Raw genomic sequence first — 23,837 nt, 5'->3', positions numbered from 1 at the left:
GTCACGCATGTCAATCCTCACAACGGCCTGCCACCGTCGCGACTCGATCACCCCGAGTGTGTGGGCGCAAGAAACCCCCGCCGTGTCCGCAGCCTGTGCACACGTGTCCGCAGGTTGTGCACGCGTGTTCGCAGTCTGTGTACGGATGTTGGCACTTCGGTGCCTACTGCCGTCCCGGCGAGAAGTTAAGGAGCGAGAACCCAGATATGCCGACTCAAGTGTCGGGGCCGGTGGGCCCTTCCGGACGCCACCGGCCCCGATTGGCGCCATTAGCACTTCAAGCGTGCCAATCCTCCGGTGCCGTCACACCGGAGCAGTACGGGTCGAGGACTCGGACGGTTCGGTCTCGTCCTCACCCGCGAGCCGGCTGCTGATCTGCCCACCTTCCGTGCTGTCCGACCAGTTGCCGTCGATGCCGATGTCCACGTTGGCGTCCCGCACGTTCTGCTCGATTTCACCCGGCAGTGTGTCGGTGCGGAAGTCGTCGGGATCGAAGGCGTCACCGGGACTCACGTCCGGTGGCGGTGGAACCGGGTACTCCGAGATCGCCTCGGTTCGTTCCCGGATCTTCCGCGCGATTTCTTCCGCGGTTTCCGTCGTTCTGGAGATTAGCTTGTCGGCTTCTTCCAAATACGACGCAATGATTTCCTCCGGACCGTCCCCGGACACCGAACCGGTTTCAGCCTTCGCGACCTCGTTGGCGATCAAGGAACCTGCTATACCGCCGACAGCCGCCACGACACCCGATATGCCACCACCGGTGACAAGGGCGACGGCGACACCGAGCGTTGTCCATCCCAACATCCGTCCCAGTGCCGGTTTGTTGCTCTGTTTACTCTCGACGTACTCCTCGGCCGCCGCATAGAAGGTGTCGGCGAGATTGACGAGGTCATCCCGCGCGGTGGCGATGGTCTCGCGGGCGGCGATCACTCCGCCGGCCACCTCGCTGATCAGCAGGGCGCTGCCTTGGAAGGCTTGGGACAGTTGTGCGACGTAGAGCGTGGCGGCTTCGGCGCCCTCGCCGTACCAGTTGTCGTTTAACAGGTCGTAGGCCCGACGTAGTTCGGGTAGCTCCTCCGGTTCCTCGGCCTGCATGTTGGGAGTGAAGTTCCGCAGCGTCGTCTCATACCCCTCGATGAGGTCGGTCATGCCTTGAATGTCATGGCCCGACATGAGGCGGAACGGCCGAAGGACGTCCGGGGCATACTCCTCCACTTTGGGGATTACAAGTTCCTCCCAGGGAAGAGGGTCCCAGGGAAGATAGGTGGCACACCACACCAGCGCCACCGCGTCGATGGCCTTATTGGCCGCATCGCGTAGCTCGTCGTCGATGCCGTCGAGCAGCGCCGAGCGGTCGATATCGATCTCGATATCCATCGCGGCCCCCTCAGAGCTGCCCGGCTTCGTCAATGCGCTCGTAGAGCTTCGCCACCGAGGTCAAGGCCCTACTGCCCGAGCTGGCGCTCTCCTGCAATTCGCCCAGGTGGTTGACCATCGCGTCGACGTGTTGCGAATAGGCGAACGCGATCGCGTCGAATCCGAGAGTGCTGCCGAATACGTGCCCGGCGCTGTCGTTGGGGCCTATACCGAATTCCCATGGGAGATCCGGGATAGGCAATGGTCGCGGGGCGTCAACCTGGTTGTTTCGTACCCCGGTTTGTGCCCTGCTCGCGAGTATCGCCGCGTCCGATACGTAGTCCGCGGCGTTATAAAGGTGCTCCAAATCCACGCCGAAGCCAGACATACTTCGACCTTTCCCCCTATGTGACTGTGATGATCCCTGTGTTGCGATACCCCTGTGGAGTGATGGCCCCTCCGTTGGAAGGCCGTCCCCTTATTTCGATATTGACGTCGAGTGGCCAACTTCGTTTCCGATTGTGACGAGTGTCACATAATTGTCTTGTGGGGTCCTGAACCGCGGCCGGTGCGGGGTTCGGTTGTCGCAGAGCTCGCTCGGCTTCCTTTCGTCGCCGAAGATTGCTGATCACGGCGTGCGCCAGAGGGGCTTCAACCGTTCCGCCTCGAGCTGGAGGCCTGCATGTTCCCACTCTCTGTGGGATGCCGTTGAGGATCTAGGTGTCGGCCAGCTAGAGGTGCGAGAACGGAATCGTCCACCTTGATGAGACATAGTGGACTTACGAGATTTCCTGTCTTATAACAACTTCGCTTTTCGGCCACTATCGACCGGAGCGTGATCTGTGTGATGCGTTGACATGCTTCCTACGGGAAGCTGCGAACACGCACGAGCTGAAGGAACCCCGTTTGAGGGGCTGGGAAGGCAGCAAAACGCCGGCCGGTCGGGGCCTCCACGGAGGAGCAACCCCACCGGCCGGCGTCTCGTGACCTTACTTCAGTTCCTTGCTCGTCTTGCCCAGCAGACGGCGGGCGACGATGAGTTGCTGGATCTGCTGCGTGCCCTCGAAGATGTCGAGGATCTTCGAGTCGCGCGCCCACTTCTCCAACAGCGACTCCTCGGTGTAGCCGAAGGTGCCCGCGAGCTCGACGCACTTGAGCGTGATGTCGACGACCGTGCGTCCCGCCTTGGCCTTCGCCATCGACGCCTGAAGCGAGTTGGGCTTGCGGTTGTCGGCCATCCAGGCGGCTTCCAGCGTCGTCAGATACGCCGCCTCGTAGTCGGCCTCCAACTGCAAAAACGTCGCCGCGGCGGCGTGCTGGGCCAGGGCCGGCTTGTCGTAGTCCACCTCGATGCCGGCCTCGGTCAGGATTCGCCGGGTCTCCTCCAACGCCGCCCGCGCGACACCCACGGCCATCGCGGCCACGAGCGGGCGGGTGTTGTCGAAGGTCTGCATGACCCCCGCGAAACCCTTCTTGGTGTCGATCTCCGGGGAGCCGAGCAGGTTCTTGGCGGGCACGCGGCAGTTGTCGAACCGCAGCACCGCCGTGTCGGAGGCGCGAATGCCGAGCTTGTGCTCCAGCCGCACCACCTCGAAGCCGGGGGTGCCCTTCTCCACCACGAAGGACTTGATGGCGGCGCGACCCTTGCTCTTGTCCAGCGTCGCCCACACCACCACGGCGTCGGCACGCTCGCCGGAGGTGACGAAGATCTTCTCGCCGTTGAGGATGTAGTGGTCGCCGTCCTTGGTGGCGGTGGTGGTGATGGCGGCCGAGTCGGAACCGCAGCCGGGCTCGGTGATGGCCATGGCGGCCCACAGCTTGCCGAACCGTTCGAGCTGCTCGTCGTTGGCCACCGACGCGATGGCGGCGTTACCGAGTCCCTGGCGTGGCATCGACAGCAGCAGCGCCACGTCGCCCCAGCACAGTTCGATGGTGCCGAGCACGGTGAGCAGGTTGCCGCCGTTGCGGTTGCCGGAGGTCGGCTTGTCGTCCTTGCGACGCACGCCCGCCGCGCCCGCGCCGCCCTCGCCGGAGGTGTTCAGCCCGTCGAGCAGCGCCGCGAGCATGTCCAGCTCGGTGGGGTAGGAGTGCTCGGCGCGGTCGTACTTGCGGGAGATCGGCCGGAACACCTCGGTCGCGGCCTGCCGCGCCTGGTTGACCAGGGCCTTGGCCTTCTTCGGGACCTCAAGATTGATCATGCCGTGACGACCCCTTCCATGACGCCGATCGCGCGCAGGTCGCGGTACCAGCGCTCCACCGGGTGTTCCTTGATGAAGCCGTGCCCGCCGAGCAGCTGGACGCCGGCGCTACCGATCTGCATGCCCTTGTCGGTGGCGAGCTTGCGCGCGAGCGCCACCTCGCGGGCGTGGGACTTGCCCTGGTCCATCCGGGACGCCGCACGCAGCGTCACCAGCCGCATGCCCTCCAGCTCGATACCGATGTCGGCAACCTGGAAGGCCACGCCCTGCCGGTGGCTGATGGGTTCGCCGAACGCCTCGCGCTCGTTGACGTACGGGATGACGTAGTCGAGCACGGCCTTCGCGGTGCCGCACGCGAGCGCCGCCCACGCCAGGCGGGAGGAGCGCACGACATCGGTGAACACCTCGCGGTTTCCGCCGCCGATCAGCGCGCTCGCGGGCAGAGACACGTTCTCCAGCACGAGCTTGCCGGTGGCGGCCCCGCGAAGTCCCATCGCGGGTTCGGCCTCGATCGACACGCCCTTGGTGCCCGACTCGACGACGAACAGTGCCGGACCGTACCCCTTGGGGCCTTCGAGGTTCGCCGACACGATGAACAACTCCGCCTGCGCCGCGCGCGGCACGAGGGCCTTCACCCCGTCGATGCGGTAGCCGCCGGGGGTGCGGCGCGCGGTGGTCTTCGGAGAGAACACGTCGAACAGCGGGGCGTTCTCCTGCAACGCCAGTGCCGCGGTGGGGACGTCCTCGCCGGTGAACGCGGGCAGGTAGGTGGACTGTTGGTGGGCGTCGCCGTGGCGGACGAGCACGTTGCTCACCGCCGACGGCGCGAGCACGGCCACGGCCAGGCCCAGATCACCGTGGGCGAGGGCCTCCGCGACGAGCACGTTGGTGACGGCCGACCGTTGGGTGCCGAAACCGCCGACTTCCTCCGGGATGCCGACCGCCGTCAGCCCCAGTTCCGCTGCCCGCGCGAGCAGTCCGTCGGGAGGCGCGAGCTTGTCGTCGGCCTCGGCCGCCGCGGGGCGGAGCTGCTCGGCGGCGAACTCCCCGACCGTGTCGACGATCATCTGCTGTTCGTCGTCCGGGGTCAGGTCGAACAGCCCCGTGTCCGGGGCGGAAGCCAGCCGTGCGGGTTTGACGAGCCGGGTGGTCGCCTTGAACGTTCGCTGTGCCGCGCCCGCTACCCGGAAACCCTCGCGCGTGGCCGTGGCCACGATCTTCTCCACGGGTTTGCGTAGTCCGGTGCGGTCGAGCAATGGGCTGCCGGCGAGCCGGTTGAGCGCCGCGAGACCGAAGCCCATGGCGTCGCGTCGTGTCGCTTTCTGTCGGGCCACAGTGTTCCCCTCCGTGTACCTACTCGCGAGTAGGTTAACGGGTGGGGGTGGGTGTCCGCCAGTAGGGTGGGCGACTTCAGTCGAGACCGAGCACCGCGTGGAGCAGCGTGGTCAGTTCCACCACCAGATTCGGCCGCGAGGCGACTCGCCGGGTGCGCGTGAGGTCGTTGGCGATGGTCAACGCCGCGTGAACGGTGATCTTCGCCTCGCGTGTGTCCAGTTCGGGGTGGACCGCCTCCAGCAGTCGCACCCACTGCGCCACGTAGTCGCGCTGGATGCGCAGCAGCTCCGGCTTGTCCTTCTCGTCGATGTGCACGCGGTCCACCGAGAACGCCACGAGCAGCTCGGGTGGGCCGGTCAGGGTCCGGACGTAGGAGTCGGCGAGCCGGCGCAACGCCTCCCGTTCGTCGGGCGGGGCGCTTCGGCGCAACGCGTGGTCGGCGGCGACCATGAGCCGGTCTCCCGCGCGTCTGCCGATGGCCGCGAGCAGGGCCGCCTTGCTGGGGAAGTGTCGATACACGCTGGGCCCGGCGATGCCGGCGGCCTTGCCGATGTCCTCCATGCTGACGTCGGTGAAGCCGCGCTTGTGGAACAGCTCAGTGGCCGCGGTGAGCACCTGTTCGCGCCGCGACGGTGGGCCCAGGGCCAGCGCGGGCGGCGGGTTCGGGTTCGTCGGCTCGGGCTCGGTGGCTTCGGGCAGGTCCACGTGCAGGACTCGCAGCGCCAGCGTGGTGAGCAGTTCGGTGAAGCGGCGCTTGGGAAGTGTGGTGCGGTGAACGGACACGCTGCCGAACACCGACAACGTCGCCCAGCACAGCAGCTCGGCGTCATCGGGGGACAACTCCGGGCGTTTACGCAGGAGCACCTTCGCCCACGCCGCCAACATGGCGGTGGAGCGCCGCCGGATCTGGTGTTGGGCCTCGGCGTCGAGGTGGCGGCCCTCCCAGCGCCACAACGCGGCGACGTCCCTGCGCTCCACGGAGCGAGCCGCGAGGTTGGCCAGCAGCTCGCGGATGCTCTCGTACGACTCGGTCTGCCGCTCGTCGTCGAGCGCGGCTTCGGTGGCCCGCTCCATGTCCCGCAGACCCGTGAGCAGGACGTGGGCGAGGATCGCCTGCTTGTCGGCGAAGTGGCGGTAGAGGGCGGGGCCGGTCACGCCCGCCGCCGCGGCGATGTCGTTGATGCCCACGCCGTGATAGCCGCGCTGCCGGAACAGCTCGGACGCGACCGCCGCGAGCTGGGCCTTGCGGTCGCGTGGACGCCTGTTCCTGCTGCTGTCACCACTCATAACGTGAGCCCACTCTAGCGTCTGTTGCCGGGATGACAACTCGTTGACAACCTCGAACAATGCGGGATTATGTTAATAGCGATTAGCACCACGAACGGCAATCTGCGCCAGGAAGGACCTCAGGCGTGAGTACAGAGGCGTTCATCTACGAGGCGATCCGCACGCCTCGTGGCAAGAACAAGGGCGGTTCCCTCCACGGAACCAAGCCGATCGACCTGGTGGTCGGCCTGATCAACGAGCTGAAGGCGCGGCACCCGGGGCTCGACCCCGCGCTGATCGACGACATCATCCTCGGCGTCGTCTCGCCGGTCGGTGACCAAGGCGCCGACATCGCCCGCGCGGCCGCCATCGCGGCCGGCCTGCCCGACACGGTCGCGGGCGTGCAGATCAACCGCTTCTGCGCCTCGGGGTTGGAAGCCGTCAACCAGGCCGCGCAGAAGATCCGGGCGGGGTGGGACGACCTCGTGATCGGCGGTGGTGTCGAGTCGATGTCGCGCGTGCCGATGGGCTCCGACGGCGGCGCGATGTTCACCGACCCCGCCACCAACTACGACTCCTACTTCGTGCCGCAGGGCATCGGTGCCGACCTGATCGCCACGGTCGAGGGCTTCTCCCGTGAGGACGTCGACGCCTATGCCGTGCGGTCGCAGCAGAGGGCCGAGGCCGCGTGGTCGGGTGGCTATTTCGCCAAGTCCGTGGTGCCGGTCAAGGACATCAACGGCGTGACCATCCTCGACCACGACGAGCACCGCCGCCCCGGCACCACGATGGAGGCGCTGGCCAAGCTGCGCCCCGCGTTCGCGGACCTGGGCGACTTCGCCGGTTTCGACGCCGTGGCGCTGCAGAAGTACCACTGGATCGAAAAGATCAACCACGTGCACACCGGCGGCAACTCGTCGGGCATCGTCGACGGTGCCGCGCTCGTGCTGGTGGGTAGCGAGGAGATCGGCAAGCGCATCGGCATGGAGCCGAGGGCGCGCATCGTGGCCACCGCGGTCACCGGTTCCGACCCGACGATCATGCTGACCGGCCCGACGCCCGCCACCGAGAAGGTGCTCGCCAAGGCCGGCCTCACGGTCGACGACATCGACCTGTTCGAGCTGAACGAGGCGTTCGCCGCGGTCGTCCTCAAGTGGATGAAGGACCTGAACCTCCCGGAGGAGAAGGTCAACGTCAACGGCGGTGCCATCGCCATGGGTCACCCGCTGGGCGCCACCGGCGCGATGATCCTGGGCACGATGGTGGACGAACTGGAGCGCCGCCAGGCCCGGCGCGCGCTCGTGACGCTGTGCATTGGCGGTGGCATGGGCCTCGCCACGATCATCGAGCGCGTGTGAGGGACGAGAACAAACGATGACTGAAGCCAAGACCATCCGCTGGGAGAAGGACTCCGACGGCATCGTCGTGCTCACGCTCGACGACCCGAAGCAGTCGGCCAACACGATGAACGCCGACTTCCGGGAGTCGCTGCGTGTGATCGTCGACCGCCTGGAGGAGGAGAAGGACTCCATCACCGGTGTGGTGCTGACCTCGGCGAAGAAGACGTTCTTCGCGGGCGGCGACCTCAACGACCTCATCAAGGCCACCCCGGCCGACGCCGAGGCCATCACCGAGATGACCAACGCGATGAAGCAGGACCTGCGTCGGCTGGAGACCCTGGGCAAGCCCGTGGTCGCCGCGATCAACGGCGCGGCCCTGGGCGGCGGCCTGGAGATCGCGCTGGCCTGCCACCACCGCATCGTCGCCGACGTGAAGGGTGTCCAGATTGGACTGCCCGAGGTGACCCTCGGCCTGCTGCCCGGTGGCGGTGGTGTCGTGCGCACCGTGCGGTTGCTCGGCATCCAGAACGCCGTGCTGAACGTGCTGGTGCAGGGCCAGCGGTACCGGCCCGCCAAGGCTTTGGAACTCGGCCTCGTGCACGAGCTCGTGGGCTCGGTCGACGAGCTGCTGCCCAAGGCCAAGGAGTGGATCAAGGCCAACCCCGAGGCCCAGCAGCCGTGGGACGCCAAGGGCTACAAGATTCCCGGTGGCTCGCCGTCGAACCCGAAGTTCGCCGCGAACCTGCCCGCGTTCCCGGCCACGCTGCGCAAGCAGCTCAAGGGCGCGCCGATGCCCGCGCCGCGCGCCATCCTCGCCACCGCGGTGGAGAGCGCGCAGGTGGACATCGACACCGCGTTCAAGATCGAGACGCGGTACTTCGTCAACCTCGTCACCGGCCAGGTCGCGAAGAACATGACGAAGGCGTTCTTCTTCGACCTGCAGCACATCAACTCCGGTGGCTCGCGGCCCGAGGGCTACGACAAGTACACCGCTCGCAAGGTCGGTGTGCTCGGTGCAGGCATGATGGGTGCCGCCATCGCGTACGTGTGCGCGAAGGCCGGCATTGACGTCGTCCTCAAGGACGTCTCCAAGGAGAACGCCGAGAAGGGCAAGGACTACGCCCGCAAGCTGGAGGAGAAGGCCCTCAAGCGCGGCAAGACCACCGAGGAGAAGTCCAAGGCGCTGCTCGACCGCATCGTCACCACCGGTGACGCGGCCGACTTCGCCGGCGTCGACTTCGTGATCGAGGCCGTCTTCGAGAGCACCGAGCTCAAGCACAAGGTGTTCGCCGAGATCGAGAAGATCGTCGAACCCGATGCGGTGCTCGGCTCCAACACCTCCACGCTGCCCATCACCACGCTCGCCGAGGGCGTGGAGCGGCAGGAGGACTTCATCGGCATCCACTTCTTCTCGCCGGTGGACAAGATGCCGCTCGTGGAGATCATCCGCGGGGAGAAGACCTCCGACGCCACACTGGCGAAGGTCTTCGACTTCACGCTGCAGATCCGCAAGACCCCGATCGTCGTCAACGACAGCCGGGGCTTTTTCACCAGCCGCGTGATCGGCACGTTCCTCAACGAGGCCGTCGCCGCGGTCGGCGAGGGCGTGGAGCCCGCCACCATCGAGCAGGCCGGTGCGCAGGCCGGGTACCCGGCGCCGCCGCTGCAGTTGATGGACGAGCTGACGCTGACGCTGCCGCGCAAGATCCGCAACGAGACGAAGGCGGCCGTGGAGGCGGCGGGCGGCACGTGGACGCCGCACCCGTCCGAGGCCGTCATCGACCGGATGCTCGACGAGTTCGACCGCAAGGGCCGCTCGTCCGGGGCCGGGTTCTACGAGTACGACGAGAACGGCAAGCGGGTCCGGTTGTGGCCGGGGCTGCGGGAGGCCTTCAACAGCGGCAGCGGCGACGTGCCGTTCAAAGATCTCCAGGAGCGGATGCTGTTCGCCGAGGCGCTGGAGACCGTCAAGTGCTTCGACGAGGGCGTGCTCAACTCGGTGCAGGACGCCAACATCGGGTCGATCTTCGGTATCGGGTTCCCCGCCTGGACCGGTGGTGTGATCCAGTACATCAACCAGTACGAGGGCGGGCTGAAGGGCTTCGTCGCGCGGGCGCGTGAACTCGCCGAGCGCTACGGCAGCCACTTCGAGCCGCCGGCCTCGCTGGTGGAGAAGGCCGAGAAGGGCGAGATCTTCGAGTAAGTCTCCCCGAGGCTGCTGACGAGGGCCACCGCCCCCGCGCATGCGGGGCCGGTGGCCCTGCCGTGTCCGCAGGTTGTGCACTCGTGTCCGCAGATTGCGTACGCATGTCTGCAGGTTGTGTACACCGGGTTTCCGTTCGGGCCGCACGGCAGGGGACCCCGGTGTACCGCAAGTGCGAACACGTGTCCCCAAACTGCGGACACGAGTCCCTAAGGTGCGGACACGCGTACGTAGGCTGCGGACACGCGTTGGTCAGAGCAGGGGCGGGACCATCGCTTCGATCAGGTGCGGGCCGGGTTCGGCCACCGCGCGGCGGAACTGGTCGGCCAGCTCCTCGGCCGTCCGCGCGCGAGTCGCCGGGACCCCGAAGCCCTCGGCCATTCTCACGAAGTCCAGGTCCGGTGTGGACAGATCGAGCAGTCCTCGCGCCTTCGGGCCCGAGGACTCCGCGCCGACCCGCTGCAACTCCAGCCGGAGGATGGCGTAGGCCCGGTTGTTGAGCACCACCGTGGTGACGTTGAGGTTCTCCCGAGCCTGGGTCCACAGCGCTTGAATGGTGTAGAGCGCGCTGCCGTCGGACTCGAGGTTGATCACCGGCCGGTCGGGTGCCGCGATGGCCGCGCCCGTGGCCACCGGTATCCCCTGCCCGATCGCGCCACCGGTCAACGTCAACACGTCGTGCCGGGGAGACCCCGCGGTGGCCATCGGCACCAGCAGCCCGGACGTGTTGGCCTCGTCGGAGACGATGGCGCCCTCGGGTAGGAGCGCGCCGATTACCTGGACCCAGTTCTGCGGCGTCAGATCCCCGGTGGGAAGCTCCGGCCGCTGGGCGGGGGCGAGATCCGGTTCGACGTCCGCCGCCACCTCGTCGGCCAGCTCCTCCAGCGCCGCGACGACGTCGTCACCCGCCTCGGCCAATGTGTGGACGCGCGCGCCTTCCGGCACCAGATCGCTCGCCTTGCCCGGATAGGCGAAGAACGACACGGGCGCCCGAGTGCCCGCGACGACGACGTGCCGCACCCCGTCGAGCTGGTAGGTGACCTGCTCGGCGAGGTAGCCGAGCCGCTCGATGTTGGGCAGCCCCGCACCGCGTTCGATCCGGGCGGGGAACGTCTCCGCGAACGGCTTGGCCCCGGTGGCCTTCGCGATCCGGCTCAGCGCGCGCAGCCCCGCTTCGCGGCAGGCGGCTCCACCGACCAGCAGTGCCACGGGTTCGTCCCCGCGCAGGACCTCGGCGACCGCCTTCACCACGTCCGACGCCACCGGACGCGGAGCACGGGGAGTCACCGCGGTGGCGGGCACGCCTCCCTCGCCCCAGGACACGTCGGCGGACAGGATCAACGTCGCCACCCGGCCGGGGGCGTCCTGCGCCGCGGCGACCGCCGCCGCGACATCGGCGCCGACGTCGGCCGCGCTCGCCGAGCGCCGGACCCAGCCGTTCAACGAACCGGCGAGGGCCTCGATGTCCGACTCCAGGGGCGCGTCGAACTTCTTGTGGTAGGTGGCGTGGTCCCCGATGATGTTGACGATCGGCGTGTTCGCGCGGCGGGCGTTGTGCAGGTTCGCGAGCCCGTTGGCGAGTCCGGGGCCGAGGTGCAGCAGCGTCGCGGCGGGCTTGCCCGCCATGCGGCCGTACCCGTCGGCGGCACCGGTGACCACCCCTTCGGACAGCCCGAGCACACCCCGGATCTGGGGGACGTCGTCGAGCGCGGTGACGAAGTGCATCTCGGACGTCCCCGGATTGGCGAAGCACACGTCCACGTCGGCGTCGACGAGTGTGTGGATCAGCGACTGGGCACCGTTCATGGCCATGCTCAATCCTCCCGGCCGAAGAGCACACCGGGGTTCAGGATCCCGGCGGGGTCGAACGCCCGCTTCACTCGGCTCATCAGTTCGATCTTGACTGGGTCCTCCAACCGGAGGAAGTGGTCCTTCTTCGCGCGCCCGATGCCGTGCTCGCCGGAGATGGCCCCACCGAGTTCCATCCCGGCCGCGAAGATCTCGTGCAGCAGCCGTGCGCGCTTGTCGGGGTCCTTCTGGAACACGGCGAGGTGGACGTTGCCATCCCCCGCGTGTCCACAGCCGACCACGCCCGATTCCGTGCGCGCGGCCGCGGCCTGCGCCTCGGAGAGGAACGCCGGGAGCGCCGAGCGCGGCACCACGACGTCGATCACCTCGTCGGCGCCCGCGGCCTTGGCGGTCCAGAACGCCTTCTCGCGCGCCTCGATGAGTTTGCGCGCGGAGGGCCCTTCGAGCACGTAGCTGTCCGGGGCGCCGAGTTCGGTGAGCAGTTCCCCGAGGGTCTCGACGTCGCCCGAGAGTCGGTCGGCGTCGTGGTTCTCCAGGCCCACGACGAGGTAAGCCTGCGAGGCGTCGCGGACGTCGTCGGGAACACCGAGCGACAACTGCGAGGTGTGGGTGATGGCCGCCATCGTGAGGGCGTCGATGTATTCGAGGATGTGTGGCGCGAGACCACTGGCCACGACGCGTGGCACCGCGTTCATCACCGTGTCGAGCGTGGGGAAGGGCGCGAGCACCGTCGCGCCGTGGGGGAGGCGCGGGTGCAGCTTGACGATCACCTCGGTGGCGAGGGCGAGGGTGCCCTCCGAACCGATGATGAGCTGGGTGAGGTCGTAACCGGTGGAGGTCTTGACGGTGCGTCCTCCGGTACGGATGAGCTCACCCGTCGGTAGTGCCGCCTGAAGACCGAGGATGTTGTTGCGGGCGACGCCGTACTTCACGGCGCGCATGCCACCCGCGTTCGTGCCGACGTTGCCGCCAACGCTCGCGCTCATCTCGCCGGGATAGACGGTGTAGCCGAGCCCCACCTCGGCGGTGGCACTGTCCAGATCGGACAAGGTGACGCCGGGTTGCACCACGGCGACATGGTTGACCGTGTCGATGTCGAGGATCGCGTCCATGCGCTCGAAGGAGACGACCATGCCCCCGGCGAGGGGGCGTGCCGCGCCGGAAAGCCCGGTGCCCGAACCTCGCGCCGTCACGGGCACCGATTCCTCGGTGGCCAGCCGCAGCACGGCGGCGACTTCTTCGGCGGTTCCGGGTTTCACCACGTGAGCGGGCCGGACCTTATCTCCGACGAGCGCTTCGTCTCCGGAGTAGTCGTCGCCGACGGCGTCCCCACTCACCACATTGTCGGCGCCGACGATCTCGGCCAGCCGCTGCGCTACGTCGCTCATGGCCGAGCAGCCTAGTACGGACCGGTATCCGTCGGCTATGAATCATTCTCACGTTTTTGTTTTCGCACGAAAGCGGGGCCGACCCGCGCCTGGTGTCGGCCCCGCGTGTCATGCTCGTGCGCTCTGGGCGTCGCCCCTCAGACCAGCCAGCCGATGAGGTGGGCGAGGTGCGCCAGCAGTCCGGTGAGGAGGTCGCCGGCGGAGGTGGCGTGCATGACCATGAACTGCATGGGGGCTCCTTCTACCAAAAAGGCATTCGTTGGCTATACAGCGAATTTGTGTGCACACACCGCTTTCGAAAGCGAGATCAACATTCCCACCGGAGATCGTTCGCTGTCAAAGAAGCCGTGGTGGAAGCGGAGCCCGAAGGGAATCCCCTCAGTTTAAACACGTACCACTTTCGGGTTTTACAAAGGGGCCAGAATTTCCATCCGCGTGTGACAATTCGTGTTCGCTCGACCGGGTCATTCTGCTGCGATGAGTTCTCATGGGGTCACGTCGTGCTCTGGGACCACACCAACGAGTTACCCCATCAGTACGATACGTAAAGATCGCAACATTACCCGTTCGAGTGAACCGGTCCCGTGTCAGGCGCGGGCGAACGTCAGGGTTTCCCCTTCGACACCTCGCAACCACAGATCTCGTGCGGCCTCGGCCATCTCCTCCAGCCCTTCCGTGATCGTGGCGAAGACGTTCCCCGGAACCCAGCCCACGTCCCCGTTGAGCAACAGGTTGTTGCGGCCGTAGAAAATGGCGAGATCGGTGGCACCCCGCGCGTTGTGCGCCGCGCTGGCCTCGTCGTAGCCGTACGCGGGGTTGCCGATCTCCCAAGCCTCGAACCCGAAGTACACGACGTCGCCGGGAATGGGCGTCACCGTGGGGTTCTCGCGTCCGGGCTCGGGGTCGGCGAACGGCGGGAGGAGGGTGTAGACCTCGTTGCGGGCGTACTTCGCGTGGTAGGCCGCCCCGCTCCGGGGGAGGGCGTCCCACACCGCTCGGCACGTCCTCGGTGCCTCGGCGTCGAGCAGGCGAGCGCGGCAGGACACCCCGCGTTTGTCCAGACTGATGGTGATGTGGCGAGCCATCCGGTGCTCCTTGTCGGGACGGGGCGGCGCGAACTCAGGCGTCGCCGGTGACCGAGGCGACCGTGTCGGCCCAGATCTCCAGCGCCTCGTCGACCTGCTCGGAGGTCACGACCAGCGGCGGGATCATGCGCACGACGTTCATGAACGCTCCGCAGGTGAGGAGGAGCAGGCCCTTCTCGGCCGCGGTCTTCTGCACGGCCTGGGCGGTGGCGCCGTCCGGCTTGCCGTCGGGGGTGACGAACTCCGACCCGACGAGCAGGCCCAGGCCCCGCACGTCGCCGATGCCCGGCGTCTTCTCGCCGACCGCCTTGGCGCCGTCGAGCAGTTGCCTGCCGCGTGCCGCCGCGTTCTCGACGAGGTTCTCGTCGCGGATGACGTCGAGGGTGGCGACGGCCGCCGCGCACGACACGGCGTTGCCGCCGTAGGTCCCGCCCTGCGAGCCCGGCCATGCCTTGCCCATGAGGTCCTTCGAAGCGGCGATGGCCGACAGCGGGAAGCCACTGGCGAGTCCCTTCGCGATGAGCACGACGTCGGGGCGGACGTCGAAGTGTTCGTGACCCCAGAACCGGCCGGTGCGCCCGAAGCCGGTCTGGATCTCGTCGACGACGAGGAGGATGCCGTGCTCGTCGGCGCGGCGCCGCAGGCCCGCCAGGAACTCGGGGTTGGCGGGGACGTAGCCGCCCTCGCCCAGCATGGGTTCGACGAAGAACGCGGCCGTCTCCTGCGGCGAGGTCTGCGTGGCGAACAGGTAGTCCAGCTCGCGCAGTGCGAACTCCGTGGCCGTCCGTTCGTCCCAGCCGTAGTGGAAGGCGTACGGGAAGGGCGCCACGTGCACGCCGCTCATGAGGGGCGAGAAGCCCGCGCTGAAGCGGGTGCCGGACGTGGTCATCGACGCCGCGGCCACCGTGCGGCCGTGGAAACCGCCCTGGAACACGATGATGTTGGGGCGTCCGGTGGCCTGCCGTGTCAGGCGGAGGGCGGCCTCGACGGCCTCGCTGCCGGAGTTGGCGAAGAACAGGGAGTCGAGACCCTTCGGCAACACCTCGCCGAGCCGCTCGGTCAGTTCGAGCAGAGGCTTGTGCATCACGGTGGTGTACTGCCCGTGGATCAGTTTGCCGATCTGTTCCCGCGCGGCGGCCACCACGCGCGGGTGGCAGTGTCCGGTGCTGGTCACACCGATGCCCGCCGTGAAGTCGAGGTGCCGGCGTCCGCTCGTGTCGTAGAGGTAGGCGCCCTCGCCGTGATCGACGACGACCGGGGTGGCCTGCTTGAGGATCGGGGAAAGCTGAGCCATGTCGGCGTGCTCCTTTGCGACGCGGCGTTGGACATCGGTGTGAGGGTGTGGTCGAGTCGTCCTCGGGAGACGATCACCGCATGTGTCGCGGATACCACGCCCTCAGGGTTGTAGATTGTCAACAATATTCGTAGCATGGCACTCGCAGCGGCGCAATCAGCGAGAGCAGGGAGTCTTCATGAGCACGGTGACCGAGTCGAGTGTGGTGGAAGCCGTCACCAAGGAGTTGTTCATCGGTGGCAAGTGGACCCCCGCCACCAGTGGCGCGACGTTTCCCGTGCACGACCCGGCCACGGGGAAGGTGCTCTGCGAGGTGGCCGACGCGTCCGTCTCGGACGGCATGGCCGCCCTGGACGCCGCCGTCTCGGCGCAAAAGGAGTGGGCGGCGCACCCCCCGAGGGAGCGCGGGGAGATCCTGCGCAGGGCCTACGACGCCCTTCTCGCGCGCAGGGAGGAGCTGGCCCTGCTGATGACGCTGGAGATGGGCAAGCCGCTGGCGGAGTCCCGCGGCGAGATCGCCTACGCCGCGGAGTTCTTCCGTTGGTTCGCCGAGGAAGCGGTGCGCATCGACGGCGGGTACGCCGTCGCGCCGAACGGTAGTGGCCGCCTGCTCGTCACCAAGCAGCCCGTGGGGCCGTCGCTGCTCATCACGCCGTGGAACTTCCCGATGGCGATGGGCACGCGCAAGATCGGCCCGGCCGTGGCGGCGGGCTGCACGATGGTCATCAAACCCGCCGAGCAGACGCCGTTGTCGATGCTGGCGTTGGCGCAGATCCTCGCCGACGCGGGACTGCCCGACGGTGTCCTCAACGTCATCACCACCTCCGACGCCGGTGGCGTGATGGAGCCGCTCATTCGCGACGGCAGGGCTCGCAAGCTGTCGTTCACCGGCTCGACGGCGGTCGGCAGGATTTTGCTGGAGCAGTGCGCCGACAAGGTCCTGCGCACGTCGATGGAGCTGGGCGGCAACGCGCCGTTTTTGGTGTTCGACGACGCCGACCTCGACGCCGCGGTGGAAGGCGCCATGCAGGCCAAGATGCGCAACATCGGGGAGGCGTGCACGGCGGCCAACCGTTTCTACGTGCAGCGTGGCGTGGCCGACGAGTTCGCCCGCAGGCTCACCGAGCGTATGTCCGCGCTGTCCATCGGCCGCGGCACGGAGGAGGGGGTCGTGGTCGGTCCCCTGATCGACTCCGCCGCCGTGTCCAAGGTCGCGGAACTCGTCGCGGACGCCACCGAACGCGGGGCCGAGGTGCTCACCGGCGGCGAGCCCGTGGCCGGGCCGGGGAACTTCTACCGGCCGACCGTGCTCACCGGTGTGCCCGCCGACGCGCGCATCTGCCGCGAGGAGATCTTCGGCCCCGTCGCTCCGATCACGGTGTTCGACACCGAGGACGAGGCCCTGGCCGCCGCCAACGACACCGAGTACGGGCTCGTCGGGTACGTGTACACCAACGACGTCAAGCGCGCCCTGCGGGTCAGCGAGCGGTTGGAGACCGGCATGGTGGGCCTGAACCAGGGCATCGTGTCGAATCCCGCCGCGCCGTTCGGAGGCGTCAAGCAGTCCGGGCTCGGCCGGGAGGGCGGAACCGTCGGCATAGAGGAGTTCCTGGAGACCAAGTACATCGCGGTGAGCCTGTGAGCACGCCGATGAGGACCTACGAGATCGCCGCCATCCCCGGCGACGGAATCGGTGTGGACGTCACCGCCGAGGCCCGCAAGGTGCTCGACGTCGCCGCGGCCGAGCACGGCTTCGAGCTGCGGTGGACGGAGTTCGACTACAGCTGCGAGCGCTACAGTGCCACGGGCGAGATGATGCCCGAGGACGGCGTGGCGACGTTGGCCGGCTTCGACTCGATCCTGCTGGGCGCGGTCGGGTTCCCCGGCGTGCCCGACCACGTGTCGCTTTGGGGGCTGCTGATTCCGCTGCGGCGCGCGTTCTCGCAGTACGTCAACCTCCGGCCGGTGCGGCTGCTACCCGGAACCACGTCGGTGCTGGCCGACCGCACGGCCGACGAGCTGGAGATGGTGATCGTCCGCGAGAACTCCGAGGGCGAGTACTCCACGCTCGGGGGCAGGCACAACGAGGGCCGGCCCGACGAGTTCGTGCTCCAGGAGTCGGTGTTCACCCGCGTCGGGGTGGAACGCATCATCCGGTACGCGTTCGAGCTGGCACGCACCCGCTCGCGGCGCGTTTGCTCGGCCACGAAGTCGAACGGCATCATCCACACGATGCCGTTCTGGGACGAGATTTTCGAGCTCGTCGCCGCCGAGTACCCGGACGTGGAGGCCGAGCAGTGTCACATCGACGCGCTCGCCGCCAGGATGGTGCAGCAGCCCGACAGGCTCGACGTGATCGTGGCGTCCAACCTGTTCGGCGACATCCTGAGCGACCTCGCCGCGGCCGTGACCGGTGGCCTGGGCATGGCGCCGTCCGGCAACATCAACCCGGAACGCACGCACCCGTCGATGTTCGAGGCCGTGCACGGCAGCGCCCCTGACATCGCGGGCAAGGGCATCGCCAATCCCGTGGCCCAGATCCTCGCCGCCGCGATGATGCTCGACCACCTCGGCGAGACCACCGCGGCGCGGGCGGTCGACGCCGCCGTGGAGAAGGTGTTGGCCGAGGGGAAGGTGGCCACTCCCGACCTCGGGGGCAAGGCGACGACGGAGCAGCTCGGCACGGCGATCGCCGAGGCGGTCTGACACCCCCGGTGCGTAGAACGGCGGGAGGTGGGGCATTCCGGCCCCATGAACCTGCTCGGGCTTCCGATACCGGGTCCGTTGTCCCTCGTCGGGACCGCCATCGGCACCGTCCGGGGAGTGGCTTCACTGGCCGCCACGTCGCGGCGCTACGTCAGGACCAGCCCCGGCCGGTTGTTCATCGAGGTGCACGGAGTACAGGGCAAGGACCGGGGCAAGGTGGCCCGTCGGATCGAGGAGGCCGTCGAGGCGCATCCGCAGGTGGTGTGGGCGAGGGTCAACGGGCCGACGTCGCGGCTCGTCGTCACTGTCGCCGACCCACCTCCTCGCCGACGTGAGATCGTCGAGCTCGTCAGGCGCGCGGAGTCCCTGCCGGTGTCGACCGAGGACGAAGCCGTCGAGGACGAGGCGCACCACCCGGCAGAAGGGGTCAGGGGGACCGGGGTGCTGCCGACACTCGCCGTCGACATGCTCGGACTCGTCGTCTCCGCCATCACCCGGCTCGGGAGGTGGGCGCCCCTCCCGCCGGAGGTGAGCGGGTTGCTGTCCGCCGTCGACCACCATCCCGCGTTGAAGGAATGGATCCGGCCCCGCTCCCTCGGGCCCACTCGCGGCGAGTCCCGGATGGCGATGGCCGGAGCGCTCGCGCAGGGACTCGCGGCGGGCAACGAGGGCATCCTGGTGGACCTCGTACAGCGAGCCGGGGAGTGGCAGGAAGCCCGCGCCGTCGAACGCGCGTGGTTGGCCGTCGAGGACCGGGTGGTGACGGGCCCGGAGTCCGTCGCCGCGAAGGCGAGACCCAGCGCGAGGCCCGCTCCCGCGCCGGAGGGCGTGGCCGAGCGTTATCACCGCAAGGCGTTGGGACTCGGCGCCGTGGCGGGTGTGTCGGCGGTGCCGTTCCTGGGGGCGCGGAAGGCGCTCGCGCTCGGGTTGGCGACGTTGCCCAAACCCGTGGAGGTGGCCAGGTCGGCGTTCGGGACCGCCCTGGGCACGGCGATCGCGCGGCGTGGCGCGATCGTCATGGAGCGCACGGCACTGCGCAGGCTGGACACCATCGACGCCGTCGTGGTGGACATGAAGGGCTTGAGCACGGGGGTCCTCGCGCTCTCCGCGCTCGTACCGGTGGGGGACGTCGACAGGAAGACGGTCGCGGAGGTGGCGTGGCGGCTGTTCTCCGCCACCGGGCCCGACGGCACGGCCGAGGAGGGCGAGTGGTGGCTCGGACCGCTCGACGGTCGGGAACTCGAAGGTCCGCACGGTGACAAGGAGAGCGCCACGGTGCGCCGTCAGGGGGCCAGCCAGGTGCTGGGCTTGGGACAGGGGCGCAAGTTGCGGGCCGTGGCCGGGTTGCATCCGGAGTCGATGCCGAACACGGAGCTGCTCACCGTGGCCGCGCGGCGCAGCGGACTGCCCGTGTACGAGACCGACGACCCCCGCGCCACCGTGCGCGAGTTGCAGGAGCGCGGACACCGGGTGTTGGTGGTCTCCAACTCGCGGCGAGCGCTGAGCGCGGCCGACTGCGGGGTGGGGGTGTACGTCAAGGGGGAGCGCCCGCCGTGGGGAGCCCACGTGCTGGTGGGGACCGACCTCGTCACCGCGTCCGTGCTGGTCGAGGCGGTGGGTGCGATGAAGCGGGTGACCGCCCACAGCATCCGGATCGCCCAGGCGGCGTCCGGGGTGGGGGCGGTCTCCGTGCTGAGAGGTGGGGTCATGAACCCGACCACCCGCGCGTTGCGCCCGGTCAACGCGGGCGCCGCCATCGCGTTGTTCAACGCGCGTCGGCAGGCCATGCGGTTGCGGGAACCGAGCAGGACGGAGGGGCTCGGAGTCGGGGGCAGGGCCGAACCGTGGCACATGATGCCCGTCTCCGTGGTGCGCGCCCAGCTCGGTTGCGGCGAGGGCGGTTTGAGCGGCGGGGAAGTGGCGCGCAGGGCCGCCGCGAAGAGTGCGAGGCGGGTGGGGGGTACGACGCTGGGAAGCGCGTTCGTGGCCGAGCTGGCCAATCCGCTCACCCCCGTCATGGCCGGGGGAGCGGCGGTGGCTGCCGCCGTGGGCTCCCCGGCGGACGCCGCGCTCGTGGTGGCCGTGGTCGGGCTCTCGGCGTTGATAGGCAGTCTGCAACAGGTCCGTGCCGAGAAGGAGCTGGCCGAGTTGCTGCGCCGTTCCGCCGTGAGCGCCACGGTCGTGCGCGACGGCGAGGAGCGCGTGGTCACCGCCGAGGAACTCGTTCCCGGCGATTTGGTGACGTTGACGGCGGGGGACGTGGTGCCCGCGGACTGCAGGCTCGTGGACTCGCACGGGCTGGAGCTGGACGAGTCATCGTTGACCGGGGAGTCGCTGCCCGTGGCCAAGGACCCCGCTCCCGTGGTGGCCTCCCACGTCGCGGAGCGTTCCTCGATGGTGTACGAGGGCACGACCGTCGCCGCGGGACGGGCGACCGCCGTGGTCGTGGCCGTCGGCAACGACACCGAGGCGGGACGCAGCATGGCGATCGCGCGCGAGGGCGCGCCCACCACGGGGGTGGAGTCGCGGCTGACCGAGCTGACCGAGAAGAGCCTTCCGTTCGCGGCGGGCTCGGCGGCGGCGGTGGCGGGAGTCGGGCTGCTGCGTAGGGTGCCGTTGCGCGACAGCCTGAGCACCGCGGTGAACCTGGCCGTCGCGGCGGTCCCGGAGGGACTGCCCTTCATGGTGGGCGCGGCGCAACTGGCCGCGGCCCGGAGGCTGGCCGAGCATCGTGCCCTGGTACGCAATCCCCGCAGCATCGAGGCACTCGGGCGCGTCGACGTGCTGTGCTTCGACAAGACGGGAACCCTCACGGAGGGGCGGCTCACCGTCAGCGAGGTCGACGACGGGCACACCCGGTCCGCGATGGACGTACCGGAGAGGTTGCGACCCGTGCTCGCGGCGGCGTTGCGAGCCACCCCGCACGCCGACGAACTCGACACGCTCCCGCACGCCACCGACAGGGCGGTCGCCGAAGCCGGGGTGAGGCTGGGACTGACCACCGCCACCGGCGCGGCCGGCTGGGAGGAGGTCGCGGCGATGCCGTTCGAGTCCTCCCGTGGTCTCCACGCGACCATCGGGCGGACGCGGGACGGCCTTCTGCTCAGTGTTAAGGGAGCTCCCGAGGAGGTCCTGTCCCGGTGCGACCTCGGCGGGAGGGCCCGGAAACGGCTCACGGGCCGACTGCGATCCCTGGCCGAGTCGGGTCACCGTGTGCTCGCGGTGGCCGAGCGGTTCCTCAACGAACCAATCGACCTGCGGGACCCCGATTCGGTCCGCGGCCTGACGTTCCGAGGTTTCCTCGCGATCGCCGACCCGGTGCGGGACAGCGCGGCGCCCGCCGCGGCCCGGCTCCGGGACGCGGGCGTGCAGATCGTGATGCTGACCGGCGATCACCCCGTGACGGGCGGGGCCATCGCCGCGGAGATCAACGGCCACAACGATCTGAAGATCGTCACGGGGGCGGAGCTCGACGAGCTCGACGAGGACGAGCTGCGTGAGCTGTTGCCCCACGTCGACGTCATCGCGCGCTGCACGCCCGCGCACAAGGTGCGGATCGTCCAGGCGTACCGCGCGCTGGGCAGGACGGTGGCGATGACGGGGGACGGGGCCAACGACGCGCCCGCCATTCGGCTGGCCGACGTCGGGATCGCCCTGGGTGAGCGCGGCACGCCCGCCGCGCGAGCCGCCGCCGACCTCGTCGTCACCGACGACAAACTCGAAACGATCATCGCCGCGCTGGTGGAGGGGCGCGCGATGTGGGCGTCGGTGCGGCTGGCGCTCGGCGTGCTGCTCGGCGGAAATCTCGGGGAGATCGCGTTCACCGTCCTGGGCGCGCTCGTGACGGGCCGCTCGCCGCTCGGGGCTCGCCAGTTGCTGCTGGTGAACATGCTCACCGATCTGGTGCCGTCGATGGCGATCGCGCTGCGTCGCCCCGACGACACGAGCGTGGAGAACTCCCTGCGCGAGGGTCCGGAGAGTTCCCTGGGCAGACGGCTCTACCGGGACATCGGGGTGCGCGCGGGCACGACCGCGGCCGGGGCGACGGCCGCGTGGACGCTGGCCAGGCTCACCGGGCGGCGGCGGAGGGCGGGCACCGTGGCGCTCGCCGCGCTCGTGGGCACCCAGCTCGGGCAGACGTTGCTCGTCGGCCGCCGCAACCCGTCGGTGGTCGCGAGCGGCCTCGGCTCTGCGGCCGTGCTGGCCGCGGTGATCCAGACGCCGGGGCTGAGCCAGTTCTTCGGTTGCACCCCGCTGGGGCCGGTGGGCTGGGGTATCGCCTTGGGCAGCGCGACCGCCGCGACGGCGGCCGCCGCGCTCGCGGATCTCGGTTAGGGGTTACTCGGCGGGGCGGGTCCGCCGCCGTCCCTGCCGGGTGGTCGCTTTCGGAGCCGGCGGCGTGACCAGGCTCTTGTCCGGAGCCAGGCGTCGCACGGCGTCCTCCATGTGCGCCTCCAGCAGCGAGAGCAGGAGCTCCTCGTCGCCGTCGCGCAGTGCCTCGATGATGCGGTTGTGCTCGGCTATCCGCTCGTCGACACCCTGGTAGTTCCGCCGGTAGGTGCTCTGCAGCGCGGACAGGCACATCCGGGTCTCGATGAGCAGCGTGCTGGCCATGCGCACGAGCCGCCTGCTGCCGGACGCCGCGATGAGGGTCTCGTGGAACGCGAGGTCGGCCTCGCTGAGCGCGGTGGGATCGTCCTGCTCGTCGGCCTCGGCCATCGCGGTGACCGCGTCGGAGAGCAGGTCGGCGACCCGGTCGCGGTCGGGTCCGCGTACGACGCGCTGGGCCGCCGCCCGTTCAATGGCCGATCGGGCCCAGTAGATGTCGTGCACGTCGTCGGCGCCCAGGTCGATCACGAACAGGCCGCGGTGCGGTTCGCTGCGAAGCAGCCCCTCGGACACCAACCGCTGCATGGCCTCGCGCAGCGGACCACGGGACACCTCGAACCGGGAGGCCAGTTCCGCCTCCCCGAGCTGGGTGCCCGGCGGGAGGGCACCGGTCATGATCGCGTCTCGGAGCTGACGAGCGATGATCGACGCCGTCGACTCCCTGTTGACGGGCTCGATGTCGGCCAGCATGGCTACGTGCCTTTCCTTCGGAACAGGGTGCCCAGTCCGGGCACGGTGGGGGTGACACCGACGAGACGCAGGCCTTCCCACACGGTCACCTGGTTGGCGGTCAGGACGGGTTTGCCGAGCCGCCGTTCGAGAAGCTCGATCAGCGCGAGCGTGCGCATGGCCGTGTCGGGCACGAGCAGCGCGTCGGCGTCCGGACGGTCGCGGTCGGCGATCAGCTTCACCACGTCGTCGGGGGAGAGTCGACCGACCTCGGCCGCCGTGACGATATCGGCACTCGACATGCCCACGACGTCCACACCACCGCGTCGGAGGAAGTCGACGAACAGCTCGGCCACGTCGTCCGGATAGCTGGCGGCGACGGCCACCGTGCGTACGCCGAGGGCCTCGGCGGCCCGGACGAACGCGAACGAAGTGCTGGAGGTCGGGAGCCCGCCCGCGGCGCGGGAGAGCCGTTCGACCTGGTCGTGTGCGCCTTCCCAGCCGTAGACGAAGCTGCCGCTCGTACACGCCCACACCACCGCCGCGGGGTCGTGCGCGGCGAGTCGGGCGGCTCCTTCCGCGAGCCGGTCGGGGCTTCCGAGATCGAGCAGTTCGGGAATCGCGTGGAGATCGATGCCGTAGACGTGTTCGACCGGAAGCCGCGCCGTGCCACCCAGCAGCTTCTCGGCGTAGGGATAGTCGTCCTCGGCGGCGTGGTCCGGGTAGATGAAGCCGACCGAGACGGCCGTGCTGTCCTGCGGGGTGGGCGACACCGGGCACCTCCTACGGCAGATTGTCG

At 69.0% G+C, this 23,837-nt stretch carries 16 protein-coding genes; 5 read left to right on the top strand and 11 right to left on the bottom strand.

Annotated features, from left to right (window positions below; all coding sequences use genetic code 11):
* Positions 1-303: 303 nt before the first annotated feature.
* The 5 genes from SACGLDRAFT_RS16505 to SACGLDRAFT_RS16485 form a co-directional block, all read right to left on the bottom strand.
* Positions 304-1,377 carry a hypothetical protein gene (locus SACGLDRAFT_RS16505; RefSeq protein ID WP_005466006.1) on the bottom strand — a complete coding sequence of 358 codons (1,074 nt, stop codon included), beginning with the start codon at positions 1,375-1,377 and terminating at the stop codon, positions 304-306.
* A 10-nt stretch (positions 1,378-1,387) separates the two neighbouring features.
* On the bottom strand, positions 1,388-1,744 hold the full coding sequence (locus tag SACGLDRAFT_RS16500; RefSeq protein ID WP_005466005.1) for an acetate and sugar kinases/Hsc70/actin family protein: 357 nt from the start codon (positions 1,742-1,744) through the stop codon (positions 1,388-1,390).
* Between the two features lie 601 nt (positions 1,745-2,345).
* Positions 2,346-3,554, bottom strand: coding sequence for an acyl-CoA dehydrogenase family protein (locus SACGLDRAFT_RS16495; protein ID WP_005466004.1), 1,209 nt, complete (start codon positions 3,552-3,554; stop codon positions 2,346-2,348).
* Positions 3,551-4,855, bottom strand: coding sequence for an acyl-CoA dehydrogenase family protein (locus SACGLDRAFT_RS16490; protein WP_198283575.1), 1,305 nt, complete (start codon positions 4,853-4,855; stop codon positions 3,551-3,553). Before SACGLDRAFT_RS16490 ends, SACGLDRAFT_RS16495 begins: the two co-directional genes overlap by 4 nt.
* A 109-nt stretch (positions 4,856-4,964) precedes the next feature.
* Positions 4,965-6,176, bottom strand: a complete 1,212-nt coding sequence (locus SACGLDRAFT_RS16485) for a TetR/AcrR family transcriptional regulator (protein ID WP_005466002.1) — start codon at positions 6,174-6,176, stop codon at positions 4,965-4,967.
* Between the two features lie 125 nt (positions 6,177-6,301).
* On the opposite strand from SACGLDRAFT_RS16485, the gene SACGLDRAFT_RS16480 reads away from it, so the two are divergent.
* Positions 6,302-7,513 carry an acetyl-CoA C-acetyltransferase gene (locus SACGLDRAFT_RS16480; RefSeq protein WP_005466000.1) on the top strand — a complete coding sequence of 404 codons (1,212 nt, stop codon included), beginning with the start codon at positions 6,302-6,304 and terminating at the stop codon, positions 7,511-7,513.
* Between the two features lie 16 nt (positions 7,514-7,529).
* Positions 7,530-9,698 (top strand): 3-hydroxyacyl-CoA dehydrogenase NAD-binding domain-containing protein, encoded by a 2,169-nt coding sequence (locus SACGLDRAFT_RS16475; RefSeq protein ID WP_005465999.1) that lies wholly within the window; start codon positions 7,530-7,532, stop codon positions 9,696-9,698.
* A 252-nt stretch (positions 9,699-9,950) separates the two neighbouring features.
* Here SACGLDRAFT_RS16475 and SACGLDRAFT_RS16470 read toward each other — a convergent pair whose 3' ends face one another.
* The 4 genes from SACGLDRAFT_RS16470 to SACGLDRAFT_RS16455 all read right to left on the bottom strand — a co-directional run bounded on the left by SACGLDRAFT_RS16470 (position 9,951) and on the right by SACGLDRAFT_RS16455 (position 15,274).
* Positions 9,951-11,510, bottom strand: a complete 1,560-nt coding sequence (locus SACGLDRAFT_RS16470; RefSeq protein WP_005465998.1) for an acetolactate synthase large subunit — start codon at positions 11,508-11,510, stop codon at positions 9,951-9,953.
* A 2-nt stretch (positions 11,511-11,512) separates the two neighbouring features.
* Positions 11,513-12,895 (bottom strand): FAD-binding oxidoreductase, encoded by a 1,383-nt coding sequence (locus SACGLDRAFT_RS16465; RefSeq protein ID WP_005465997.1) that lies wholly within the window; start codon positions 12,893-12,895, stop codon positions 11,513-11,515.
* A gap of 587 nt (positions 12,896-13,482) precedes the next feature.
* Positions 13,483-13,980, bottom strand: coding sequence for a DUF3830 family protein (locus SACGLDRAFT_RS16460; RefSeq protein WP_005465995.1), 498 nt, complete (start codon positions 13,978-13,980; stop codon positions 13,483-13,485).
* Between the two features lie 34 nt (positions 13,981-14,014).
* Complete coding sequence (locus SACGLDRAFT_RS16455) at positions 14,015-15,274, bottom strand: aspartate aminotransferase family protein (RefSeq protein ID WP_005465994.1); 1,260 nt, start codon at positions 15,272-15,274, stop codon at positions 14,015-14,017.
* A gap of 178 nt (positions 15,275-15,452) precedes the next feature.
* Between SACGLDRAFT_RS16455 and SACGLDRAFT_RS16450 the strand changes: the two genes are divergently transcribed.
* Genes SACGLDRAFT_RS16450 through SACGLDRAFT_RS16440 form a run of 3 tightly spaced genes read left to right on the top strand, consistent with a single transcriptional unit; the run spans position 15,453 to position 22,315 of the window.
* The gene (locus tag SACGLDRAFT_RS16450) at positions 15,453-16,916 is read left to right on the top strand and encodes an NAD-dependent succinate-semialdehyde dehydrogenase (RefSeq protein ID WP_005465993.1); all 1,464 of its coding nucleotides are present in this window, start codon (positions 15,453-15,455) and stop codon (positions 16,914-16,916) included.
* Positions 16,917-16,924: 8 nt separating this feature from the next.
* Positions 16,925-17,980 (top strand): tartrate dehydrogenase, encoded by a 1,056-nt coding sequence (locus SACGLDRAFT_RS16445; RefSeq protein WP_005465991.1) that lies wholly within the window; start codon positions 16,925-16,927, stop codon positions 17,978-17,980.
* Between the two features lie 45 nt (positions 17,981-18,025).
* Positions 18,026-22,315, top strand: coding sequence for a cation-translocating P-type ATPase (locus SACGLDRAFT_RS16440; RefSeq protein ID WP_005465989.1), 4,290 nt, complete (start codon positions 18,026-18,028; stop codon positions 22,313-22,315).
* A gap of 3 nt (positions 22,316-22,318) precedes the next feature.
* Here the strand turns inward: SACGLDRAFT_RS16440 and SACGLDRAFT_RS16435 are convergent, their stop codons facing one another.
* Together SACGLDRAFT_RS16435 and SACGLDRAFT_RS16430 are read right to left on the bottom strand one after the other, a co-directional pair.
* A complete protein-coding gene (locus SACGLDRAFT_RS16435; protein WP_005465988.1) occupies positions 22,319-23,059 on the bottom strand; it encodes a GntR family transcriptional regulator in 741 nt (246 codons plus the stop codon).
* 2 nt (positions 23,060-23,061) lie between these two features.
* Complete coding sequence (locus SACGLDRAFT_RS16430; RefSeq protein ID WP_005465987.1) at positions 23,062-23,811, bottom strand: maleate cis-trans isomerase family protein; 750 nt, start codon at positions 23,809-23,811, stop codon at positions 23,062-23,064.
* Between the last annotated feature and the right edge of the window lie 26 nt (positions 23,812-23,837).

It is taken from the genome of Saccharomonospora glauca K62 (assembly GCF_000243395.2).
GTDB lineage: Bacteria > Actinomycetota > Actinomycetes > Mycobacteriales > Pseudonocardiaceae > Saccharomonospora > Saccharomonospora glauca.
The sequence above is the reverse complement of the archived record's forward strand: the minus strand, read 5'-3'. Positions and strand labels throughout refer to the sequence as shown.

Coding starts and splice junctions, on each gene's coding strand:
- SACGLDRAFT_RS16505 (WP_005466006.1), bottom strand. CDS start 1,377: ATGGATATCGAGATCGATATCGACCGCTCGGCGCTGCTCGACGGCATC.
- SACGLDRAFT_RS16500 (WP_005466005.1), bottom strand. CDS start 1,744: ATGTCTGGCTTCGGCGTGGATTTGGAGCACCTTTATAACGCCGCGGAC.
- SACGLDRAFT_RS16495 (WP_005466004.1), bottom strand. CDS start 3,554: ATGATCAATCTTGAGGTCCCGAAGAAGGCCAAGGCCCTGGTCAACCAG.
- SACGLDRAFT_RS16490 (WP_198283575.1), bottom strand. CDS start 4,855: ATGGGCTTCGGTCTCGCGGCGCTCAACCGGCTCGCCGGCAGCCCATTG.
- SACGLDRAFT_RS16485 (WP_005466002.1), bottom strand. CDS start 6,176: ATGAGTGGTGACAGCAGCAGGAACAGGCGTCCACGCGACCGCAAGGCC.
- SACGLDRAFT_RS16475 (WP_005465999.1), top strand. CDS start 7,530: ATGACTGAAGCCAAGACCATCCGCTGGGAGAAGGACTCCGACGGCATC.
- SACGLDRAFT_RS16470 (WP_005465998.1), bottom strand. CDS start 11,510: ATGGCCATGAACGGTGCCCAGTCGCTGATCCACACACTCGTCGACGCC.
- SACGLDRAFT_RS16465 (WP_005465997.1), bottom strand. CDS start 12,895: ATGAGCGACGTAGCGCAGCGGCTGGCCGAGATCGTCGGCGCCGACAAT.
- SACGLDRAFT_RS16460 (WP_005465995.1), bottom strand. CDS start 13,980: ATGGCTCGCCACATCACCATCAGTCTGGACAAACGCGGGGTGTCCTGC.
- SACGLDRAFT_RS16455 (WP_005465994.1), bottom strand. CDS start 15,274: ATGGCTCAGCTTTCCCCGATCCTCAAGCAGGCCACCCCGGTCGTCGTC.
- SACGLDRAFT_RS16450 (WP_005465993.1), top strand. CDS start 15,453: ATGAGCACGGTGACCGAGTCGAGTGTGGTGGAAGCCGTCACCAAGGAG.
- SACGLDRAFT_RS16445 (WP_005465991.1), top strand. CDS start 16,925: ATGAGGACCTACGAGATCGCCGCCATCCCCGGCGACGGAATCGGTGTG.
- SACGLDRAFT_RS16440 (WP_005465989.1), top strand. CDS start 18,026: ATGAACCTGCTCGGGCTTCCGATACCGGGTCCGTTGTCCCTCGTCGGG.
- SACGLDRAFT_RS16435 (WP_005465988.1), bottom strand. CDS start 23,059: ATGCTGGCCGACATCGAGCCCGTCAACAGGGAGTCGACGGCGTCGATC.